Origin of the sequence: Nostoc sp. DedQUE08 (assembly GCF_034530895.1) — a bacterium.
GTDB lineage: Bacteria > Cyanobacteriota > Cyanobacteriia > Cyanobacteriales > Nostocaceae > Nostoc.
Genome location: NZ_JAVRCD010000036.1, coordinates 45017 through 66529, shown reverse-complemented (window position 1 = coordinate 66529; position 21513 = coordinate 45017). Strand labels below are relative to the sequence as shown.

The following is a 21513-nucleotide window of genomic DNA, read 5'->3' as shown; positions in this document are numbered from 1 at the left end:
ACATCAAAATTTTTGCCGTACACTGAGCGATCGCCTGTGGTAAGCCTTTTGGCTGAAGCTTGCAGGCTCACCGCAACGCGTTTACGATAATTTTCAATTCTCCGCCTTACCCTCTTGCGAATTCTTAATTAGTTGATACACTTGTTCTTCATTAGCCCAGGGAACCAGCGCCTATGGTGCACATCAAGCGCGTGGAACTTACGAACTTCAAATCCTTCGGTGGCACTACTTCTGTCCCTTTGCTACCGGGGTGTACTGTCATATCTGGGCCAAATGGTTCGGGTAAGTCTAATATCTTAGATGCATTGCTCTTTTGCCTGGGACTCTCCAGTTCTAAGGGAATGCGAGCCGAACGCTTACCGGATTTGGTAAATAACACTCAAACGGCTAAAGGACGTGCTTCGATTGAGGCTAGCGTCACGGTGACATTTGATTTGTCGGATGAGATATCACACAAAGACACAAAGGCACAAAGGGAGGAAGTAGAGGAAGTAGGGGAAGTAGAGGAAGCAGGGGAAGAAAATCTAAAATCCAAAATCGCTCGACTGAGCGAAGCCGAAGTCCAAAATCCAAAATTGGACGAGTGGAGTGTTACTAGAAGGCTACGAGTCACTCACCAAGGGACTTACACATCGAATTATTATATCAATGGTGTACCTTGCACGTTAACAGAGTTGCACGGGGAACTAAGTAATCTACGGGTTTATCCTGAAGGCTACAATGTAGTACTGCAAGGGGATGTCACCAGCATTATCTCGATGAATGGGCGGGAACGACGGGAAATTATTGATGAATTAGCTGGGGTGGCAGCGTTTGATCGCAAAATTGTCCAAGCCAAATCAACTTTAGATGAGGTGAAGGAAAAGGAAGATAGCTGTCGGATTATTGAAACGGAATTAACTGCACAACGCGATCGCCTTTCCCAAGATCGGGCGAAAGCTGAGAAATATCAAAAACTCCGCACAGAATTTCTAGCGAAGCAATCCTGGGAAGCTGTTTTATCATGGCGATCGCTACAAGCACAACAAGAAAAATTAGTTCACGAAATTCAAACAGGCGATCGCAATTCTACTGAACTCACTACCCAACTCACCAACCTAAATTCCGAAATCGTCCAAAAAACTGCTGAACTCGAACAACTCAATGCCCACGTCAAAGCATTGGGAGAAGAGGAACTTTTGGCGGTACAATCTACCCTCGCCACCCAAGAAGCAGAACGTAAACAACTCCAGCGCCAGCTAACGGAATTACAAACGACTTCTCAAGAAACCGCCAAACGTCTAGCTCAAACTCAGCAAGAGATTCAAAAACACCATCATTCCCTAGAAGAAATTGCCGAAACACACATTGTAGAGACGCGATTCATCGCGTCTTCCCAGCAACAAAGAAATGAAGCACAGCAATCTCTAGAAACCTCCCGCGAAGCAGCCGCAGAAATCGCCTCGGCTTCGGAAGCCTGGGTGCAGCAACAAACAGCATTCAACCGTCAAATAGAAGCTTTGCTGCACACTCTAGAACCGCAACGCACCGAACAAGCACAACTCAGAGAACGCAATAATCAGTTACAGCAGTTAATCCAAGAGCAAACCCAGTTAATTGAACGCGACGAACCGCTATTAGCCCAAAAACAAACTGAATGTAGTCAAATTGAAACAGAATTTAACACCTCTAGCGAACCCATCCAAAATTTAGCCCAAAATCTCTCAGCCACAGAACAAGAACTGCAAATCCAACAGGAAACCCAAAAACGGTTACTTTCCGAACAACGAGAAAAACAACGCCAGTTGGATAAAATCGAGGCGCAAGCGCAAGCACAGCAAGAAGTCCAAGGAACTCAAGCTAGTAAAGTTATCTTACAATCAGGTATGCCTGGTGTTTGCGGCTTAGTTGTGCAATTGGGACTAGTGGAACCCCGCCATCAGCTAGCCTTGGAAATGGCTGCTGGGGGACGCTTGGGACATATTGTGGTGGAAGATGATAGCATCGCCGCAGCAGGTATTGAATTGCTCAAACAAAAACGTGCAGGGAGGGCAACTTTTTTACCACTGAATAAAATTCACGCTCCCAAATTTACCCAAGATGCAACACTGCGTTTCGCTAGCGGTTTCGTTAACTATGCCGTTAACTTAGTCGATTGCGATCGCCGTTACAAAGATGTCTTCAGCTATGTTTTCGGTAACACCGTAGTTTTTGCCAACCTTGAAGCGGCGCGGAAAAATTTAGGACTTTATCGCATCGTCACCTTAGACGGGGAACTCTTAGAAACTAGTGGTGCAATGACTGGTGGTAGTAACACTCAGCGTTCGGCGTTACGGTTTGGTACGGGTGAAGCGGCGGAATCTGATGAAGCGATCGCTTTAAAAAGTCGCTTGGTGGACATTGAGCGAATTTTAGAGCGTTGTACTGAAGCGATCGCTACTTTGTCAGCCAGAACCAAAAAACTCAGCCAAGAACTCACAGAAACGCGTCAGGCACGGCGAGAACAGCAGTTGCAATTGGAGCAGTTGCAGAAAGACATTAAGAGTTTAACAGGGCAATTAGAGGGGACGCGATCGCAACTCGCCCAAAACAGCGAAAAATTAGCCACTGCTCAATCCCGATTAGAAATCTTAGAGCGGGAATTACCGGGACAAGAAACTCAGTTGCAACAATTGCGACACGCTTTAGCAGAGTTAGAAGCATCCCAAACCCCCAGTGAATGGCAACAAATCCAGGCAACCATTAAAATTCAAGAGCAACAATTGCAACAACGGGAAACAGCATTACGGGAAGCCGAACAAAGATTAAAAAATTTAGAAAGTCAGCAACAACGTCTGCAAGAAAAAATCCAAGAAGCAGAGACACGCATCACCGAATACGAAACCCAACAAACCTCTTGTAGAGACGCGATGAATCGCGTCTTTACACAAACCACAACGATAGACGAGCAAATCACCCAAACCCGTTTATCGTTAAATCAAATGGAACAAAATTTAGGAGAAGAAAAACAAAAACGCGACGCTACAGAACAAGAAGTGCGATCGCATCTTTTGCGCCAACAACAATTGGAATGGGAAATCCAAAAACTCCAAGAAACCCAAGAGAAGCGCCGCGAAGAACTAATTGCATTACAAACGCAGTTGCGGGATGTGGGAGCAGAATTACCAAATCCCTTGCCAGAAGTTCCAGATAAGGTAGATTTGGAGGAATTGCAGAAAGAATTGCGATCGCTTACCAAACGCCTACAGGCAATGGAACCTGTAAATATGCTGGCGTTGGAAGAATACGAACGCACGCAAAACCGCCTCCAGGAACTCACGCAAAAATTAGAGACGCTAGAAGGAGAACGCACCGAACTACTTTTACGAATTGAAAACTTTACCACATTGCGGCAACTTGCCTTTAAAGAAGCTTTCGATGCTGTCAACGAAAACTTTCAATCAATTTTTGCCATTCTTTCCGACGGCGACGGCTTCTTGCAACTTGAAAATCCTGAAGATCCCTTTAGTAGTGGGCTAAATTTAGTCGCACATCCAAAAGGTAAACCCGTACAGCGCCTAGCATCCATGTCTGGGGGAGAAAAATCACTCACAGCCTTGAGCTTTATTTTTGCCCTGCAACGCTACCGTCCATCGCCATTTTACGCTTTTGACGAAGTAGATATGTTCCTAGATGGAGCAAACGTAGAGCGATTAGCTAGAATGATTAAACAACAGTCACAACAAGCGCAATTTATAGTTGTGAGTTTGCGTCGTCCGATGATAGAATCAGCCGAACGCACAATTGGCGTTACTCAAGCACGAGGAGCTTACACTCAAGTTTTGGGGATTAAGTTACAATCATCCAATACATCTGCTTGAGTTTTTGTTAATAATAGTGTATAGATAAACCAAACCGGATTCGAGATCAGGACTCGGTATAGAATGACCTCCGAACAGATAATTAGGCGTTCCGACATATTAAATACCCAGGTGATTACCCGCGACAACGGCAAGCGGCTAGGCATTATCAGTCAAGTCTGGGTTGATATCGATCAACGAGAGGTTGTGGCTCTTGGTTTGCGAGACAGCCTGATCTCCATTTCGGGCATACCGCGCTATATGTACCTCAACAACATCAGCCAGATTGGTGATGTCATCCTGGTTGATAACGAAGATGTAATAGAAGATATCGAAGTTGAATCTCTCAGTAATTTGATTAACTGGGAAGTAATTACAGAAACAGGTGAAGTCTTAGGCAAAGTTCGGGGCTTCAAGTTCAACGGCGAAAGCGGGAAGCTTGAATCTATAGTCATTGCTTCTTTAGGATTGCCCCAAATTCCCGATCAATTTCTGAGTACTTACGAGTTCTCAGTCGATGAAATTGTCAGCACAGGCCCCAATCGATTGATTGTATTCGAGGGAGCCGAAGAACGAGTAAACCAGTTGACAGTTGGTTTGCTAGAGCGTCTGGGTATCGGCAAAGCACCTTGGGAGCGAGATATAGAAGAAGACTATGGCGGCTATGCTCCACCGCGTACAATTGCAGCACCCAATCAACTGCCTAGCGGAGTGCCATTGCAGCCACCCAGGCAAAAAGTTCGCGCCCCCGAACCCGTAGCGCGGGAAGAAGAATGGAATGAAGACTATGTGGAAGAGGAAAGGCCACAGCGTCAGGTAATGAAGGCGCGGCAGTATGAATCTATTCAATACGAAGAAGATGAGGAAGAAGATAACTGGAGCGAGGCAACAGGCAACGACAGGTATCAACAACCCCAGCCGCTAAAATATGAAGCCCAGCCCTATAACAAGCCTTATGTTGACGAATACGATGATTATGACGACGTAGACGGCGATGCTTGGGAAGATGCGCCAAAGCCTGTGAATATTCCTAAGAAAGTCAAGGAAAGACAGCCAGAATACGAAGAAGAAGGCGGATATTAAGTAATTCGTAATTCGTAATTCGTAATTCGTAATTTAACCGGAAAATTACGAAGTATTTTAAGATTAATTCGGCCCTTTCCTTAGTTACAAGGAGAGGGCTAATTTTTTAGAACGTAGTGAGAGTGTGTTAGCGACAGCATAAGGCACTGTTTATTTGTATTAGACTTCTTGCAAAAATCCTTGAATTACCCCTCCCCAACCCTCCCCTTGTGAAGGGGAGGGAGCAAGATTTCAAGTTTCCCCCCTTTACAAGGGGGGATTAAGGGGGGTCTATTCCACTTATGCAAGAGGTCTATCGATCGATCTCGCCAGTAAATTGGCAATTCCCTTTGCACAAGATCCATCACCACTGAGGATTTGCCATAATTAATGCCGTCGCCTGAGAGCTATCTAATGGATGGGAGAAAAAATATCCCTGCCCATATTCACAGTTCAACTTTCTCAACATTGCTAGTTGCTCTTCTGTCTCTACCCCTTCGGCGGTTACATCCACACCTAATTTGTGTGCCAATGTAATAATTGTCTGAACAATATCTAAATTTCCATCATCAAAAATGCTTCCGCTAACAAAAGAGCGGTCTATCTTCAACTGATTAATTGGAAAGTGGTGGAGACGACCTAATGAGGAATAGCCCGTACCGAAGTCGTCAATTGCCAACTTAATTCCTAAATTTTTCAGTTGCTTTACCCTGATAATGGCTTGATCGTGATTTTCCATAATTACGCCCTCTGTAATCTCCAGCGTCAAATTCGGTGCGGGGAGTCCAGTGTCTTGGAGAACTTTATTGATGTGCGGCAGCAAGTTTTCTTCACTGAACCTAGTAGTACAAAGATTGACACTAATGGTCAAGGGATATTCAGCCAGTTCACCACAGCTAGAGGAGAATTGCTCTTGCCATTGATGTATCTGATGACAAGCCTCATACAAGACCCACTGCTCAATAAGGATAATTAGCCCGGTTTCTTGAGCAGCTGACATGAAATACTCTGGCAAAACAATGCCGTGTTTTGGATGTAACCAACGTATAAGCGCTTCAAAACCAGTTATCTTGCCATGACTGAGTGACACTATCGGTTGATAATAAATCCGAAACTCTTGAAGTTCAATGGCTCGGCGTAGCTCGTTAACCAACTCCAAGTGTGCCATTGCTTGAATATGCATATCAGGGTTAAAAATCTCATAGCAGGCCCTGCCTTGTGCTTTAGCTCGGTACATCGCTATATCAGCGTCACGCAAGTAATCTTCTGGTTGTTTATAATCTGTTATGCTTAAAGCAATGCCAATACTCGCTGTAGTAGAGACTTCGTGCCCGTCCAGAATCAGAGGAAGTGACAGATTCTTTTGTACTCGCTCAACAACCCCTACCACTTCTAATACATCTCTAATTCCCACTAGCAAAATGATAAACTCGTCTCCTCCCAGCCGTGCAGCCATATCTGTAGAGCGCAAGCATTCTTGAAGCCTTTGAGCAACGGTAAGCAGTAATTGATCTCCAAATGTGTGCCCCAGGCTGTCATTGATCACCTTAAAGCGATCTAGGTCTAGAAACAAGACAGCAAATAGATAATCTGAATGCCGTTGGGAATAATTGACCGCATCTTCTAAGCGGTTCATAAATAAAGCGCGGTTTGGGAGTCCCGTCAGTACATCGTGAAACGCAAGATGCAGCAGTTGTGACTTGGCTCGTTTATGCTCTGTAATTTCACTCAGCAATTGCTGATTTGCTTTTGCCAGTTCCTCTGTGCGTTTTGCCACTTGTTCTTGTGCTTGTTTAGCTTCGCTGAGATTACGCAGCAACAAACGCCAGCCTACCAACTTTTCTTGTAAGTCATACACTGGAGATACCTTGATACTAGCAGGAAAGGATTTACCCAAGCGTGGCTTTATATCCATTATGTAGTCCTGTATCTGCTGTGAATTATTGATCAGGGAGCGAAATATCTGACGGTCTTGTTGAGCAATAAACACAATTAATGGTTTACCTACCAGATATTTTTGGCGTATGGAGAGCATAGTTGCTGCTGCATAGTTAGCCTCTAGGATCTTCCCGACGGTATCAGTTACTAAGTAGCCATCCGGCGCAAAATCGAATAATTCTTGGTAACGCTGGCGTTCTCTCTCAGCTCCGGCTCTTGTTAGCTCTAACTCCTCGGAGGCAGCCAATAGTTCTTCCACTGACATTTGGAGTTCATCGAAAGCCTCTATTATTAGCTCTTGTTGTGAGTTCGGTTGAGTTGCTGTACGCTGCCATATTTTCCGTACCCGCGATCGCAATTCTTCTATCTCTTGGCCAAAGTTATCTACATCCATATTGCTCGAGCTGCAAAACTATGAAGCGTAGGTGGAAGTAATGGTCAAATCTAAATATCAGTATTTATTAATACTAAACAGCTGTCATCTATAGCAGGGTATACTTTTAATATTTATACCAATTCTATGTATGTAGATTATTTTGACCTGAACGCTAAAACAGTTTGTAACTAATTAGTAAACTATTCAGAAACTCCCTAAAAACTGCTAGCGTCAAACAAAGTAAAATAGCGTTGTGGATCTTCAAGCTTGAAAACCCGTTCTAATTACTGGCAATTGCTGCCTTATATCCGACTCCAGTGGCAAACCATTACCAAGGGAATTATTGGTATCTTGGGATACGTGCTGGCGACTTTAGTATTAATTAATCTCGCTGGTAAATTGGCAATTCCCTTTGCTCAAGGTAATGTAGTCGCGATCGCTCAAATAACTGGCAGCTGTGCTTTAGTATTTCTTGTTCGAGGCTTGTTTCAGTCTATACAAGATATGTACATGGCAAAAGCTGCTTTGCGAGTTGCTTTTCATCTCCGCCAGCAAGTCTACGCGCATCTTCAAAAGCTAAATCTCAGCTATTTTGAAACGGCAAAAGCTGGTGATTTATCTTACCGCCTCACCGAAGATGTTGACCGCGTTGGCGAAGTGGTAAATAAAGTATTTCACGACTTTATCCCCTGTATTTTGCAGCTGCTAGCAATTCCGATTTACATGATTTATCTGAATTGGCAACTGACATTAGCAACAGTGATAGTTGCACCGCTGATGGGTATTTTAGTTGGCTGGTTTGGCGAACGTTTACGCAAATATTCCTTAAAAAGTCAAAATCGCGTGTCGGGTTTATCAGCCATCCTCGCGGAAGTTTTCAACGGTATTCGTTTGGTACAGGCTTTTGCTGCCGAAAATTACGAAATTGCCCGCTTTGGCCATGAAGCAGAACGCAGCCTGAAAGCAAAATACTCAGCCGAACGCCTGAAAGCGATTCAGATTCCCATCATTGGATTTTTGGAAGCCTTAAGTGCCTTATCGTTACTGATTGTGGGAGCTTGGCAAATTTCCCAAGGTAACTTGACAGTGGCGAATTTTTTCAGTTATCTGGCGGCGGCAGCGCTGTTAATCGATCCCATTGGTCATACTACTAACAACTACAACGAATTTAAGCAAGGTGAGGCATCAGTTGACCGCGTTTTTGAATTGATGGCAATTCAGCCGACGGTAATCGAAAAGATAAATGCGATCGCTCTCCCTCCAGTCAAAGGCAAAGTAGAATATCGTCATATTTCCTTTGCTTATAAACCAGGTGAACCCGTATTAAAAGATATTAGTTTATTGGTATCGCCAGGTGAAGCGATCGCTCTTGTGGGTGCTTCTGGTGCTGGTAAAACTACATTTGTGAATCTCTTACCCCGTTTTTACGACCCCGAAGTTGGGCAAATCTTCATTGACGATGTTGATATTCGGGATGTGAAGTTGCATAGTCTGCGGCGACAAATTGGGATTGTTCCTCAAGAAACCATCATCTTTTCCGGGACGATTGCCCAAAATATCGCCTTTGGACAATATATTTTTGACATAAAAGCAGTTAAGGAGGCGGCGAAAATTGCTAATGCCCATCAATTTATTAGCCAACTACCAGAAGGTTATAAGACTTGGGTAGGCGAACGTGGGGTAAACTTATCAGGTGGACAAAGACAAAGAATTGCGATCGCTCGTGCTGTTCTGCTCAATCCTCAAATCTTGATTCTTGATGAGGCGACATCAGCCTTAGATTCTGAGTCAGAAGCACTGGTGCAGGAAGCGTTGGAAAGATTGATGGAAAAACGGACAGTGTTTATTATTGCTCACCGTTTATCGACAGTTAGAAGGTGCGATCGGATTTTAGTTCTTGAACAGGGACAAATTGTCGAATCGGGAACCCATGAAGAATTATTAGCTCTAGAGCGTCGCTATGCGCGGTTTTATGCTCAACAGTTTAGTTAGAGGTAGGGGAAAGTTCGAGGTTTTGAGACAACTGAATTAGTCTCCCGCTTCAGACCTATCCAACATTTATTGAATATCCATAAGGGACTTCTAAGAAATAAATTATCCATCTTGTGGAGTGGGCATCTTGCCCGCCCTAATTATGCAAATTAAAGGTGGAACAGCTTACTACTGACCAAGCACAAAAATTCATAATATAGCGCTTCTCAATTGCATGGAATACAGACCTAACCCCCAGCCCCTTCCCTACTAGCGTTGGGGAGTAAGTTTCAAAGCCTCTCTCCTTTTAGGAGAGAGGTTTGGAGAGAGGTCAGAGTGTATTGCATACAAACGAGAAGTACTATATTAAAAAGAAAGTAGCTGTAAATTGACTACTTCCTAGACTGAATTGCCTTGATTAACTCATAAAAAGGCTGCCAATTATCTTCCTGAGCAATTGCTTCCCAAACAGATTCAATCACAGGTCTTAATAATGCCGTTTTGGGATTATGAACAGCTAGAGTTTGGGCAATTACATTAATGCGATCGCTATCAAAATCATTCAAGATTTTGTGGTATGCTATGCACCAATCATCAAAAATTGCTGATGCACCCGGTACTGGTACAATATCTGAACTATTCATTACAAAACCTGGTTCATCTCGCCATTTAGATGAAAAAGTGCGAGCCATCTCATAAAAGAATTGATGATAACCAACTTGGCTGGCTTTCAAGAATTCAATCGTGAGATTTAAGAGTTCTTCAGCTTGTGGATGTTGCAACTCCACAAAACCCAACTTCTTCAACATCAAAGAACTGTATTCAGCTTGATAATATTCATCAAACTTAGCTAAACTAGTCTCCATATCGCCTTTATCAATAATCGCCTTTAAAGGTTCCTGGAGCATTTCTAAATTTAGCTTGCAAATAATTGGTTGATTACTGTAACAGTAGCGTCCAGAATAGTCAAAATATGCAGCGATAAAGTATGGGTCATAAGTAGGGATAAATGCATAAGGCCCATAATCAAAGCTTTCTCCCGTAATCGACATATTGTCAGTATTCAGGACTGCATGACAAAAGCCAGCCGCCATCCACTGCGCTACTAGTTCTGCAACCCGTTTAACTAATTCGGCGTAAAACAAGCCATATTTATCTTCTTCAGCATTTAAGTGTCGATAATACTGCTCAATTACGTGGTCTAATAACTTCTTAGTTAAATCTGGACGCTGGAAATAGTGCAGTCGCTCAAAAGTGCCAAACCGAATATGAGAACTGCTCATCCTAACCATCACAGATGAACGGGTAGGCGAAGGTTCATCGCCCCGCCAGAGTGGTAAACCTGTTTCAATCATGCTCAGACAGCGCGAAGTACGTACACCCAAGTAGTGCAGTGCTTCCGCAGCCAGAACTTCCCGCACCCCACCTTTGAGCGTGAGCATACCATCGCCACCACGGGAGTAGGGCGTTCTTCCAGAACCTTTAGTGCCAAAATCGTATAATTCGCCATCATTGGCGCGTACTTGTCCGTAGAGAAAGCCTCTACCATCACCCAACTGCCCGTTATATTCACCAAATTGGTAGCCGTGGTAACGCAGTGCTAACAATGGTTTGCGCCCTTGAAATTGGCCAAAGGCTGCGATGAAATCTTCGTCTTTGACTACTTGGGGGTCTAGACCAAAACGGGGTAATAGTTGATCGTTACGCCAACGCAGGAGGTGTTGGGGAAATTCAGCTGCTGCAACCTCATCGTAGTAGTCGCCTCCTAGAGATTCTAAGGCGGTTTCGTAGTTGAGGGAGAGAAAAGGATTGCTAGAATTCTTGTCGTTTGGAGTTTCAGCCAGAGTCATTACGAGCAAAGCTAATTCATTCTTCCTTTAATACTACCTCTGGCTTCAGCATCATCAGCATAGACGCAAAAAGCGATCCATATCAAAATCGGGAGCGCTTCAGGAGGCAGAAGTAAGCCACCTTGAAAAACGTGGAATTGAAGCAAGAACGCTGACTAATTTGTAGTTGTATCAAACTGCCTGATAAAATCATCAGTGAGAAATTTCAGTTTTGTATTTTTTATTACTAGCAAACTTTACATTAAACCATGCTTTATCTACCTGAAATTATTCACTAGATAGAAGAAGAAGTTTAGTAATAAAAAGTATTCTCTTAAAAACAAAACTAAACAATTTTTTTCTAAATGCCAAGTAATTTTTTTACGCCTGTAGAAGAAAGAGAAAAAATCTTTTGTACAGAACTGGTTCAGTGCGGTGTGTTATATGAAAAAGCGGTTACTGCCGCTAAAATTTTAGCTTCTGGTCAGCCAGATGAGCTTTTGTCATCTGAAGACAGAAAAGTTGTCAAAGATGCCTGTGAAAAGTGGTTTGTACAGAATAAGCCCTATAAATGTTGAAGTTTATACACCCATTTTGGGTTAGGCAACTCAGAATAATTAGAACACTGAAGCTAGCTGGCGTAAGTTCGTAGACGCGTGTCAATCGCTCACGAGTAAATTTTTACCTCTGCCATGAGGTATCGGCTCTTGTAAAACCGCTTTCAATCGCCTATTACACAAGTAGTCCCTAAGTGTAACTGCATACCTCGTACCCTCTTTTAAGAGGATGTTTTAAAAGTATTTTTCATCACATCAAAGCTTCAGAAACCTAACCCCCCTAGCCCCCAACACTCACGAGAAAATGGGGGTTTCAAAGCCTCTCTTTGCTTGCCTAACGGCAGGTTGACGCCAACGGGGAGAAAAATGGAAGTGAGATTTATAGTATACTTTACGACTTTTCAAACATCCTCTAAAATAAATAAAGTTTTGGATATTCAAAAAAAATAAGACTGGCTTAACCGAAGTTTGGATAAAATTCGCCAGTCTTGCAAAATTTAAACTTAATGAAATAAAACTGATTTTTTATTTTTTAATTGGTTGTGATGTTGGTGAAGCAATTTCTCCTGGTTTTGATGTTGGTTGTGATGCCTGTGAAGAGAGAATTTTTTTCACTTGCAGGTTATAAGTTTGCAAAATTGATTGAACTTGTTTCTGTTGATCTTGATTCAAATCCAAAGATTTTAAAACTATTCTGATTCTCTGACGGGATTGCAGTGCTGCCTTAAATTTAGTATCTTGGGACGGGTTTAATAGAGCCTCAATATTCTTGTCTCTTTGCTGGCGAGCCGCTTGGATTTGTTGGCGCTGTTGATTTGTGAGTTTGATTGATTGGTGTGGTACAGCACTAGTTTGAGTTTTTAAGGCTGGCGTAGTGCTGGGATTTGGGCCTGGTGCTGCTAAGACAACTCCGTTTAAGACGGTAGCAAAAGCGAAGATAGTAGAAAAGACAGATAAGCGCTTTATAGAATTAATGAGCATTTTAAAAACTCCTCAACTGTTTAAGAAAATTGGACACATCGGCTAAAGCTAACCTTAGTAACTAAGTTTGTTAGCGAACAAATATTACTATTGCATTTGCCTGTGGAGTTGTTGTGTATTTATGATGAATTTACTATGAATTTGTAGAGATTTACAACTGATATATTAAATTCCTTATCATATAAATATGAGAGTATTGCGAATAGCTGTAAGATGGGTATTACTCAAAAATTACAAATGAGTAATTAAGTGCAATTTAAGAGTTACTTACTTGTATAAAATGACTAAAAAAATTGATAATTATGAATTATAAACAAATTGCTTTAAAAGCAGTTTTGCTAGAGAAATTAAATAATATTGACAATAGCCCTCAGCTTATTTAAATTTTAGGTTCTTTCCAATAAGGATTTGTAAGACTTGTCAAAATGTGATCTTCCCATTGCCCATTAATTAACAAATAGTCTCTAGCGTATCCTTCAACGACAAAACCGAGTCTTTTGAGTACATTACCACTGCGCCGATTGTGAGGCATATAGTTAGCCATAACTCGGTGAAAATTTAACTCTTCAAATAGATATTGAGTTGCAGATTTTAAACCCTCTGTCATATATCCTTTACCTTGTTTATTTTCAGCAAGGCTATATCCCACATAGCAAAAATGAGCGGCTCCTCGGACAAAATTACTAAAGTTGACCGTTCCAATAACTACGGTAGGATTTTTTTTGGTAAAAACAAATAGTTTTAACGATTGCCCATTGATAAATTCTAGAAAACTATTCTCTATCTGATATTGCCAATATTCTTCAGTGAAAAAGCCATCAGCCCAAAGAGGGTAAAATGGAGTGAGATAAGTTTTGTTATCAATAAAGTACTTGAGAATTTGGGGTATATCTTCATGGATCGCTGCTCGCAATAATAGGCGATCGCTTGCAATTATTGGCAGTTCTGATATCATAAATTACTTAATTGGCGGGATCTCTTCCCAGAACAATCTCTAAATTTTGTAAATTCTCTCATAATCTGCGGTTTAGCAGCAGCTAGATTAGCTGTCTGATTATCAGGGCTTACGCAAGTGTCATAGTTTTTTCATAAAGTTTGTTAATAGTCAGGGGTCAATTAACTGATTTTATATAGACTTTGAACTCTTGACCAGCATGACAAAAGATATATCTATACCCAATTCCCAATGCCCAATGCTCAATGCCCAATTCCCAATTCCCTTTACAAAAGATGGGGTGAGTATTTTTGCTCTTAATCTGCCATTCAACCAAAATCTTGATAAGCTGATGTCTAATATCTAGAGCGGAAGGATTGAGAGTCAATGGGTGATAAAGCACATTCCAGGGTACAACTTCGATAAAATAGCTTTGCCCAAAGGCTGTACCGCAGCAGATTTAAGCAAAAGACAGCTCAAGATTTAACCCAGTCTACAAGAAGGATAGTGATGTGGTGGGAATACGCTACGATTGGCAGGAATTAGAGATTCGGGCGATATACAACACGCCTTTGCTAGAGCTTATTTATCAAGCTGCTAGCGTGCATCGCCAATATCATGACCCAACAAAAATACAAGTTTGTAAGCTCATATCTATCAAAACGGGAGGTTGTCCAGAAGATTGTAGCTACTGCGCCCAATCTTCCCGTTATAAAACAGAGGTAAAGGCGCAAGCACTCCTAGAAAAGGAAACAGTAGTTAACATCGCCCAGAAAGCTAAAGAAACTGGTGTTAGTCGCATTTGTATGGGTGCAGCTTGGCGCGAAGTCCGGGATAACTCACAATTTGAGGAAGTCCTGGAAATGGTCAAGGATGTAACTGCAATGGGTTTAGAAGTGTGCTGCACTCTGGGTATGTTGACGGCAAATCAAGCCAAGAAATTGTCAGAAGCAGGACTTTATGCCTACAACCATAACTTAGATACCTCGCAGGAATATTACAGTACAATTATTACCACAAGGACATATAGCGATCGCTTGAACACAATTGAGAATGTCCGTCAGACAAATGTTACTGTCTGTTCTGGCGGTATCCTGGGTTTAGGCGAAACAGTCGATGACCGGATTGGGATGTTACAAACTCTGGCAAACTTACATCCGCATCCAGAGTCCGTGCCAATTAATATTCTTTCACAAGTACCGGGAACACCCTTAGAAAATCAGCCTGATGTCCCCATTTGGGATATTGTGCGGATGATTGCCACAGCCAGAATTTTAATGCCAGCTTCCGATGTGCGTCTTAGCGCCGGCAGGGCGAGACTTTCTCAAGTTGAGCAAGCTTTCTGCTTTATGGCAGGAGCCAATTCTATCTTTTCTAGCGACGACAACAAGATGTTGACGGTGACAACTCCCTGTCCAGATTACGATACTGACCGAGAAATGCTGAATTTACTTGGTTTGGGAATGCGTCCGCCTTCCCAAAGACAGGAGAAAGTAGCAAGTTCGGCTGTTGTAGGGTAAATATCTAATTGTGGGATAACCGAAAGGCCCATCCCACAATTAATAATTGGATATTTTTTACTTGAATTCCCTAAGCAGGTGTCAATAAAATCAACTGCTGTTGCAAAAGGCTTCTTACCTCATCCAATCCCAGTTCTACATTTGTCAATATCTCTGCAACTGTGGCATTAGCATCACATCTTTGCATAAACTCAAACTCTGCTACAGATAAATTCACAATTTGGTAATCGTAATTAAAGAAACATTGACTGGGAAATCCCTCAAGACAAGGATTCAGTTCGGGAATCGCTGCTAGTAGAGCGTTATCTTCTGACCAGTCGGCTTTGATTAAGGGAGGACGACCGAGGAAAAACTCGTAATGAGTTACTTCTGGGTCTAATAATTCTATCAGGCGATAAAGCTGGCGATCGCTCAAATCTTTTGCCCGTTCTACTAACTCTGGTGCTTTGCCTAAAAGTCTCTCTAAATCCCAAAAGCTCGGATTCGAGAAACCAATAAATTCCAATCCCGAAGCATCAATTAATTCAAACAGCGTCTCAATGTTGTAGTCAATTTCTTGAGGATGAACGTACATATCAGCAAAGTATTCATCCTTGTTGTTTTCTAGCGACCAACGTTGTTTATCGTATTTGACAATTCGGTTATTTTCTGGTAGGGAAGCAAATATTTGTCGCCCAACTTGAACACCATCGCGGTAGTCGCCTTTTTTGTCACCTTGAATAAGTGCGATCGCTTTTTGCATGAGTTGAATTTCCCAGCGCCCCAATTCCCCGTACACAAAAATGTGCATTAAACCGCCTGGGGCTAACTTTTTCGCCAAAGCTTGAATACCGCGAATGGGATCGGGAGTATGATGCAAAACGCCAACACAGTTAATTAAATCAAACTCACCCGGTAACTGTTCCACATCAAACAAACTGAGGTGATGAAATTCAACCCGGTTAGCCCCTGAACGCTGACAACGTTCTTTTGCTACAGCTAAAGCACCAGTACTGAGGTCAATTCCCACAACAGAAGCTTGAGGATTGAGGTGAACCAGGTACTCTGTACCCACACCAGTACCGCAACCTGCATCTAAAATCCGAATATCTTGCCTTTGGGGTTTTTGGCCTGTGCAGAAGTTATGAGCGGCTAGCCAATTCCAGCGCCAGTTGTACCCTGGAGGTGGTTCATCCAACAAAGCTTCCGGCGGAAAGGGGTAGGTATTGTAGAGTTTGGCAACAGCAGCACTAACAGTTTGGGAATCGGACATGATGAGGAATAACGCAGCATTTCTGAGTTTAGCGGATAGTGGATGATTAGGGCAAAGATTACTATTGCTTATTTCCTGCTACTTATCCAATAGCAAAGTCAGTAAATTGGCGTTTATAAGGAGCATGAAATCCTAATACAATATCTTCTTTCGGTACACCAGCAGCAATTAATTCATTAGCGATACCGATTTTTGTACCATCTCTTTGTATCCAAATTTTTTCGCCTTTGATATCAACATGAATGATAACTCCATAAATTCTCCGTTGTTCTTTCCAGCCAAGATTTAAGACTTGATAATGATGGCGTTCCGCGTCAAACAACAATTGAACCTCTGTTCCATTAGCCACATCATTAGCTGAATGGTTATTTAAAATATCTTGAATTATTTGGGAGTAATTTATTCCTTCCATAAAACAATGTCCTGACTTAAGGAATTAAATATTAAAAGTTTAATTTGATATTCTTTTAAAGAATCTTGAATAAATTGACGTGAGAAAAAGTCTTGGTATGTATCTTGGCTAATAGCTAGATATAGAATGCGTTCTGGTTCTTCTTTTTTTAATGCTAGCCGATAATTCAAGGTTTGATCTAAAGCGAGATGAAATTCCGTTACTTCAGATGCACCTATAAAGGATTTAATTTCTACGGCTATTTTTTGACCTTGTTTTTGTGCTGCTAATAGTCTTTCTGCCCCTAAATCCACAAGAAATTCAATATCATCAACTGATACAATTATGAAAAATGAATTACACTAAATCTATCAAGTTTCTAGGGGGTTGATAGTCATCTTGAACACACTAGCTGGGCGCTACGAAATTATTCGACAAATAGGCAGCGGCGGTTTTGGTGTAACATTCCTTGCTAGAGATAACTTACAACCCAGTAAGCCTTTTTGTGTCGTTAAGCAACTGCGTTCTAACCAGTCCAATCCCCATGTTATCGAGTTTTTTGAAAAAGAAGCGGCTATCCTCGAAAGGCTAGGAAACCATCCCCAAATTCCTCAATCACTAGCACACTTTAGCGAAAATCAGAATCTTTACATCGTTCAGGAGTTTATCGAGGGACAAGACCTGAGTAGAGAAATTTTCCCAGGTGAGCAACTGAGTGAAGGTGATGTTACTAAGCTTTTACAGGATGTCTTGGAAATCTTGTCTTTTGTACATAGTCAAGGAGTGATTCACCGTGATATCAAGCCCAAAAATCTGATGCGACGGCAACAGGATGGTAGGATTTTCCTGATTGACTTTGGATCGGTGAAAGAACTTAGTAGTTTGATGCTGAATACTGAAGGTGAAGTAAAACCTAGCGTCGTCGTCGTTGGCACTCCTGGCTATATGCCCAATGAGCAAAGGAATGGCAGGCCTTGTTTAGCTAGCGATGTGTATGCTCTAGGCATAACCATTATTCAAGCTTTGACTGGTGTTTTGCCCTCTGATTTGCCAGAAGACCCTAAAACAGGTGAAATTATTTGGCGAGACCAAGCACAGGTAAGTGACCATCTCGCTGAGGTGTTAATCAAAATGGTGCGCCGTCACTTCAGTTTACGTTATGCCAAAGCAGAAGAGGCGTTGCAAGCTTTAACACTACCGCCAACGATTCTGGTTTCTCCTAAACAACTATACATTCAGGAAGCGAGAGCTAGGGTACTACCAGGTCAGGGTAATTTTTCTGCGTTTGGATTGGGAATACTGGAATCTCTACGGATTGAGTTGGGGTTATTTGAGGATGAAGCTAGGGAAATTCAAGAACAAGTTCTCAAACCCTATCAGGAGTATCAGCGGAAGTTAGAGGAATATAAGAGGCGTTTTATTGATGCAGTGAATCAACAATATCCCTTTAACCCGCAGACTCAAAAGGATTTGCAAGACTATCAACGAAGGTTAGAACTGCGGGATGAAGATATCGCAGCGGTAGACGCACTGGTGCCAGAATTACTAAAACAACAAAAGACATCTCCGAAAACTGTTCCTTCTCCAGGTATTCAAACTCAGACTTTTGAATTCGACACCGCCACCCTAACGCTAAAAAGCTCAGGTCCCTTCGGTATGGGGAAAAAAACCTATGAAATCAACCGTAGTCGCGGAAGCGCCGAGTTTTTTACAGAAGACCTAGATAATGATGTATTTATAGAAATGGTGGCAATTCCTGGTGGTAAATTTTTGATGGGTTCGCTAGACAATGAGCCAGAACGCAGCACTAATGAAAGTCTACAGCACACTGTCACCATTCAACCCTTTTTCATGGGTAAATTTCCAGTCACCCAAGCTCAATGGAAAGCCGTAGCCGCTCTTGGTAAAGTGAATATTGATTTAAACCCCGACCCATCCAATTTTAAAGGAGCGAATCGACCTGTTGAAAAGGTTTCTTGGGATGAAGTAATTGAGTTTTGCGATCGTCTATCTAAAAAGACTGGAAAAACCTATCGCTTACCCAGTGAAGCAGAGTGGGAATATGCTTGTCGTGCAGGCACAACCACCTCGTTTTATTTTGGCAAAACGATTACAACTGATTTGGCAAATTACAACGGCAATTACACTTATGGTTCTGCCCCAAAGGGTGAATATCACCAGCAAACAACAACAGAAGTAGGAAAATTTCCCCCTAACCCCTTTGGTTTATTTGATATGTGTGGTAATGTATGGGAATGGTGTCGGGATCAGTGGCACGAAAATTATAATAATGCACCCACGGACGGCAGTGCTAGGCTAGGTGATAATCGATACCGTGTGTGGCGTGGTAGTTCTTGGGAGGACGAACCTAGGCTTTGCCGCTCGGCGGCTCGCTCCTATGGCACGCGTGGCTATAGGTATCCCAATGCGGGTTTTCGGGTTGTGATAGTGCGGGGCATGACTTAGTAGCCCTTGTTTTTCAGAAGTACTATAAAGCTAATACCTATCAGGTTTGGAGTATGACTTCGGGGACTAATAAAAAAGTAGCGATCATTCGTACAGAACGTGGTCTGGCGATCACGTTCCTTTTTTCTGCTAATGCTACTAATGTGATAAAGTCTTCATACTTAATCCCAATTCATCTTTTTAATTCCTGGAGGTATAGTTCTATTCTTTCTAAGGAACTTGTCATTATTAATATACATAAACCGCGTCTACTTTGAAAACCATAGTTTTTTGGAATTAGTTAAAGCTCATAACTCAAGGCATGAACGAATAATGCACTCTCCTTAAGAACTCCAGGTTTCAAAATGGACGAGTTATAGTTACATTTTTCTGTTTATTTTCCTACAAAATTTATTTTAAAGATAGGTCTACTGTATTTGGTCTTTAGTCTCAATATTACTCTTTATAGTCTAACTCAATCAGAGGTTGAATATACCTCTAATGATTTACAACCAATCAGAGTTTAATTTACGCTGTGAATGGGGACCGCAAGGAGTTGCTGAACTAGCTCCTATCAGTGATGTAATTGTGATAGTTGACGTTCTCTCTTTTTCTACCTGTGTGGAAATTGCCACTAACAACGGCGCGATAATTTTTCCCTACGCATATAAAGATGAATCAGCCATAGATTATGCCAAGTCAGTGCAAGCAGAGTTGGCAAGTCAGAGACAACGTTGGACTACAACAGGATATTCTCTCTCGCCAAAATCGGTGGCTCAGATTCCTGCTGGAACTAAACTAGTTTTACCATCACCTAATGGTTCTTTTCTGACTTTACATACAGGGAATACACCAACTTTGGCTGGCTGCTTACGAAATTGCCAAGCTGTGGCACAGTTTGCTCAAAAGTATGGTGATAAAATTTCTGTGATTCCTGCCGGTGAGAGGTGGAAAGAAGATGGTAGCCTCCGCCCTGCATTTGAAGATTTAATTGGTGCTGGGGCAATTCTTAGTTATTTAGATGGCAGTCTATCACCAGAAGCCGAAGTCGCTGTGACAACATTTCAGGCTTTCCAGCAGGATTTACTAGGGTACTTGAAAAAATGCAGTTCTGGTAAAGAGTTGATTGAAAGAGATTTTGAGTTAGATGTTGAACTATCTGCCGCTTTTAACATCAGTAATTGCGTGCCTTTATTTAAAGATAATGCCTATGTCAACGTAAGTTCGACGAACCTCTCTCTACCTTGAATTAAAGTTAAAGTCTATGCTTATCTGATTCCAAGAGGGACGGTTTTGTGTAGTAAAACCTCTAAGAAATTTTTTGATTGAGTCAATTATAGGGACACTATATGAGCCGTCGAATTCACATTATCTAAATTCCAGAAACAAGGTTAATTAGGTGCCAAGTTTTAATTATGCATATGCCATATTGATATGCCTTTGACTTGCCAAGTTACTCTTGTGTTTTTCCCAAGCAATGGTTGTGTTGATAATCTCGTCTAAATCATTGTGTTTTGGTTGCCAACCCAAAACCCTATGGATTTTATCAGCACAAGCTGCAACACAGGCAGGATCGCCTGGACGACGTGGTGCGGCAATAACGGGAAAATCTACACCAGAAATAGCCTTGACTCTTTCAATAACTTGTCGCACGCTGTATCCTTGCCCATAACCGCAGTTGAAAATTTGGCTTTCCCCTCCTTTTTCTAAGTAATCCAAAGCATCTAAGTGAGCAGTCGCCAAATCTTCAACGTGGATATAGTCTCGAATTGCGGTTCCGTCGGGCGTAGGAAAATCAGTACCAAAAATTCGGACTTCTGGCTTGCGCTTGAGTGCTGCATCACAAGCAGCTCGAATCAAGTGTGTGGCATTCGGTGACATTTGCCCCAATAGTCCACTCGGTTCAGAACCTGCTACATTAAAGTAACGTAAAATTACGTAGTTTAGCGCAGATACTGCTGCATAATCCTGGATCAGCCACTCACTCATCAACTTTGAACGTCCGTAAGGATTAATGGGCTGTGTAGGATTCGACTCAGTAACAGGATTTTGTTCTACTTCTCCATAGACTGCGGCTGTGCTGGAAAAAATGAACTTGTTAACACCCATAACGCTACAGCAGCGCAGCAAATTTAAGGTGTTGCGGGTGTTGTTGGCGTAGTAGTCGAGGGGATGAGCTACTGATTCTGGAACAATCAGACTAGCGGCAAAGTGTAAGACTGCGCTGAATTTATGCTGGGCAAAAACTTGATAAAGATGCCCACTGTCTACTAAATCGCCAATAATTAGTTTCCCGTGTAGTACCGATGCTGGTGAACTTGTAGAGCAGTTGTCGTAGACCACGACATCATAACCAGCTTCTCCTAGTTGACGAACCACATGGGAGCCAATGTAACCAGCACCGCCAGTTACCAATATTTTCTTTTTCATTTCTTTTTC

At 42.1% G+C, this 21513-nt stretch carries 15 protein-coding genes; 7 read left to right on the top strand and 8 right to left on the bottom strand.

Annotation, left to right across the window (positions count from 1 at the left end; all coding sequences use genetic code 11):
* Positions 1 to 173 precede the first annotated feature (173 nt).
* Positions 174 to 3839, top strand: a complete 3666-nt coding sequence (gene smc, locus RMY64_RS22565) for a chromosome segregation protein SMC (protein ID WP_322701157.1) — start codon at positions 174 to 176, stop codon at positions 3837 to 3839.
* 63 nt (positions 3840 to 3902) lie between these two features.
* Positions 3903 to 4901: a PRC-barrel domain-containing protein gene (locus RMY64_RS22560; RefSeq protein WP_322701156.1), complete on the top strand. Its 999-nt coding sequence runs from the start codon at positions 3903 to 3905 to the stop codon at positions 4899 to 4901.
* A 343-nt stretch (positions 4902 to 5244) separates the two neighbouring features.
* Here the strand turns inward: RMY64_RS22560 and RMY64_RS22555 are convergent, their stop codons facing one another.
* Positions 5245 to 7212: a putative bifunctional diguanylate cyclase/phosphodiesterase gene (locus tag RMY64_RS22555; protein ID WP_322701155.1), complete on the bottom strand. Its 1968-nt coding sequence runs from the start codon at positions 7210 to 7212 to the stop codon at positions 5245 to 5247.
* A 249-nt stretch (positions 7213 to 7461) separates the two neighbouring features.
* Between RMY64_RS22555 and RMY64_RS22550 the strand changes: the two genes are divergently transcribed.
* Positions 7462 to 9186, top strand: a complete 1725-nt coding sequence (locus RMY64_RS22550) for an ABC transporter ATP-binding protein (protein ID WP_322701154.1) — start codon at positions 7462 to 7464, stop codon at positions 9184 to 9186.
* Between the two features lie 371 nt (positions 9187 to 9557).
* Here the strand turns inward: RMY64_RS22550 and RMY64_RS22545 are convergent, their stop codons facing one another.
* Complete coding sequence (locus RMY64_RS22545) at positions 9558 to 11015, bottom strand: protein adenylyltransferase SelO (RefSeq protein WP_322690033.1); 1458 nt, start codon at positions 11013 to 11015, stop codon at positions 9558 to 9560.
* Between the two features lie 344 nt (positions 11016 to 11359).
* On the opposite strand from RMY64_RS22545, the gene RMY64_RS22540 reads away from it, so the two are divergent.
* Complete coding sequence (locus RMY64_RS22540; protein WP_322672072.1) at positions 11360 to 11572, top strand: hypothetical protein; 213 nt, start codon at positions 11360 to 11362, stop codon at positions 11570 to 11572.
* A 504-nt stretch (positions 11573 to 12076) separates the two neighbouring features.
* Here RMY64_RS22540 and RMY64_RS22535 read toward each other — a convergent pair.
* Together RMY64_RS22535 and RMY64_RS22530 are read right to left on the bottom strand one after the other, a co-directional pair.
* Entirely contained in the window at positions 12077 to 12532 is a 456-nt protein-coding gene (locus RMY64_RS22535; RefSeq protein WP_322701153.1) for a hypothetical protein, read from the bottom strand.
* Positions 12533 to 12911: 379 nt separating this feature from the next.
* Positions 12912 to 13487 carry a GNAT family N-acetyltransferase gene (locus RMY64_RS22530; RefSeq protein ID WP_322672074.1) on the bottom strand — a complete coding sequence of 192 codons (576 nt, stop codon included), beginning with the start codon at positions 13485 to 13487 and terminating at the stop codon, positions 12912 to 12914.
* A 491-nt stretch (positions 13488 to 13978) separates the two neighbouring features.
* On the opposite strand from RMY64_RS22530, the gene bioB reads away from it, so the two are divergent.
* Positions 13979 to 14986 (top strand): biotin synthase BioB, encoded by a 1008-nt coding sequence (gene bioB, locus RMY64_RS22525; RefSeq protein WP_322701152.1) that lies wholly within the window; start codon positions 13979 to 13981, stop codon positions 14984 to 14986.
* 70 nt (positions 14987 to 15056) lie between these two features.
* Here the strand turns inward: bioB and RMY64_RS22520 are convergent, their stop codons facing one another.
* The 3 genes from RMY64_RS22520 to RMY64_RS22510 all read right to left on the bottom strand — a co-directional run bounded on the left by RMY64_RS22520 (position 15057) and on the right by RMY64_RS22510 (position 16973).
* On the bottom strand, positions 15057 to 16238 hold the full coding sequence (locus tag RMY64_RS22520) for a class I SAM-dependent methyltransferase (protein ID WP_322701151.1): 1182 nt from the start codon (positions 16236 to 16238) through the stop codon (positions 15057 to 15059).
* An 82-nt stretch (positions 16239 to 16320) separates the two neighbouring features.
* Positions 16321 to 16650, bottom strand: coding sequence for a XisI protein (locus RMY64_RS22515; RefSeq protein ID WP_322672077.1), 330 nt, complete (start codon positions 16648 to 16650; stop codon positions 16321 to 16323).
* Entirely contained in the window at positions 16638 to 16973 is a 336-nt protein-coding gene (locus RMY64_RS22510; protein ID WP_322701169.1) for an element excision factor XisH family protein, read from the bottom strand. Before RMY64_RS22510 ends, RMY64_RS22515 begins: the two co-directional genes overlap by 13 nt.
* 55 nt (positions 16974 to 17028) lie before the next feature.
* Between RMY64_RS22510 and RMY64_RS22505 the strand changes: the two genes are divergently transcribed.
* Both RMY64_RS22505 and RMY64_RS22500 read left to right on the top strand, forming a co-directional pair.
* Entirely contained in the window at positions 17029 to 19095 is a 2067-nt protein-coding gene (locus RMY64_RS22505; RefSeq protein WP_322672078.1) for a bifunctional serine/threonine-protein kinase/formylglycine-generating enzyme family protein, read from the top strand.
* Positions 19096 to 19575: 480 nt separating this feature from the next.
* Complete coding sequence (locus RMY64_RS22500; RefSeq protein WP_322701150.1) at positions 19576 to 20322, top strand: 2-phosphosulfolactate phosphatase; 747 nt, start codon at positions 19576 to 19578, stop codon at positions 20320 to 20322.
* Between the two features lie 165 nt (positions 20323 to 20487).
* On the opposite strand, the gene galE is transcribed toward RMY64_RS22500, so the two are convergent.
* Positions 20488 to 21504, bottom strand: a complete 1017-nt coding sequence (gene galE, locus RMY64_RS22495) for a UDP-glucose 4-epimerase GalE (protein ID WP_322701149.1) — start codon at positions 21502 to 21504, stop codon at positions 20488 to 20490.
* Positions 21505 to 21513: the final 9 nt, after the last annotated feature.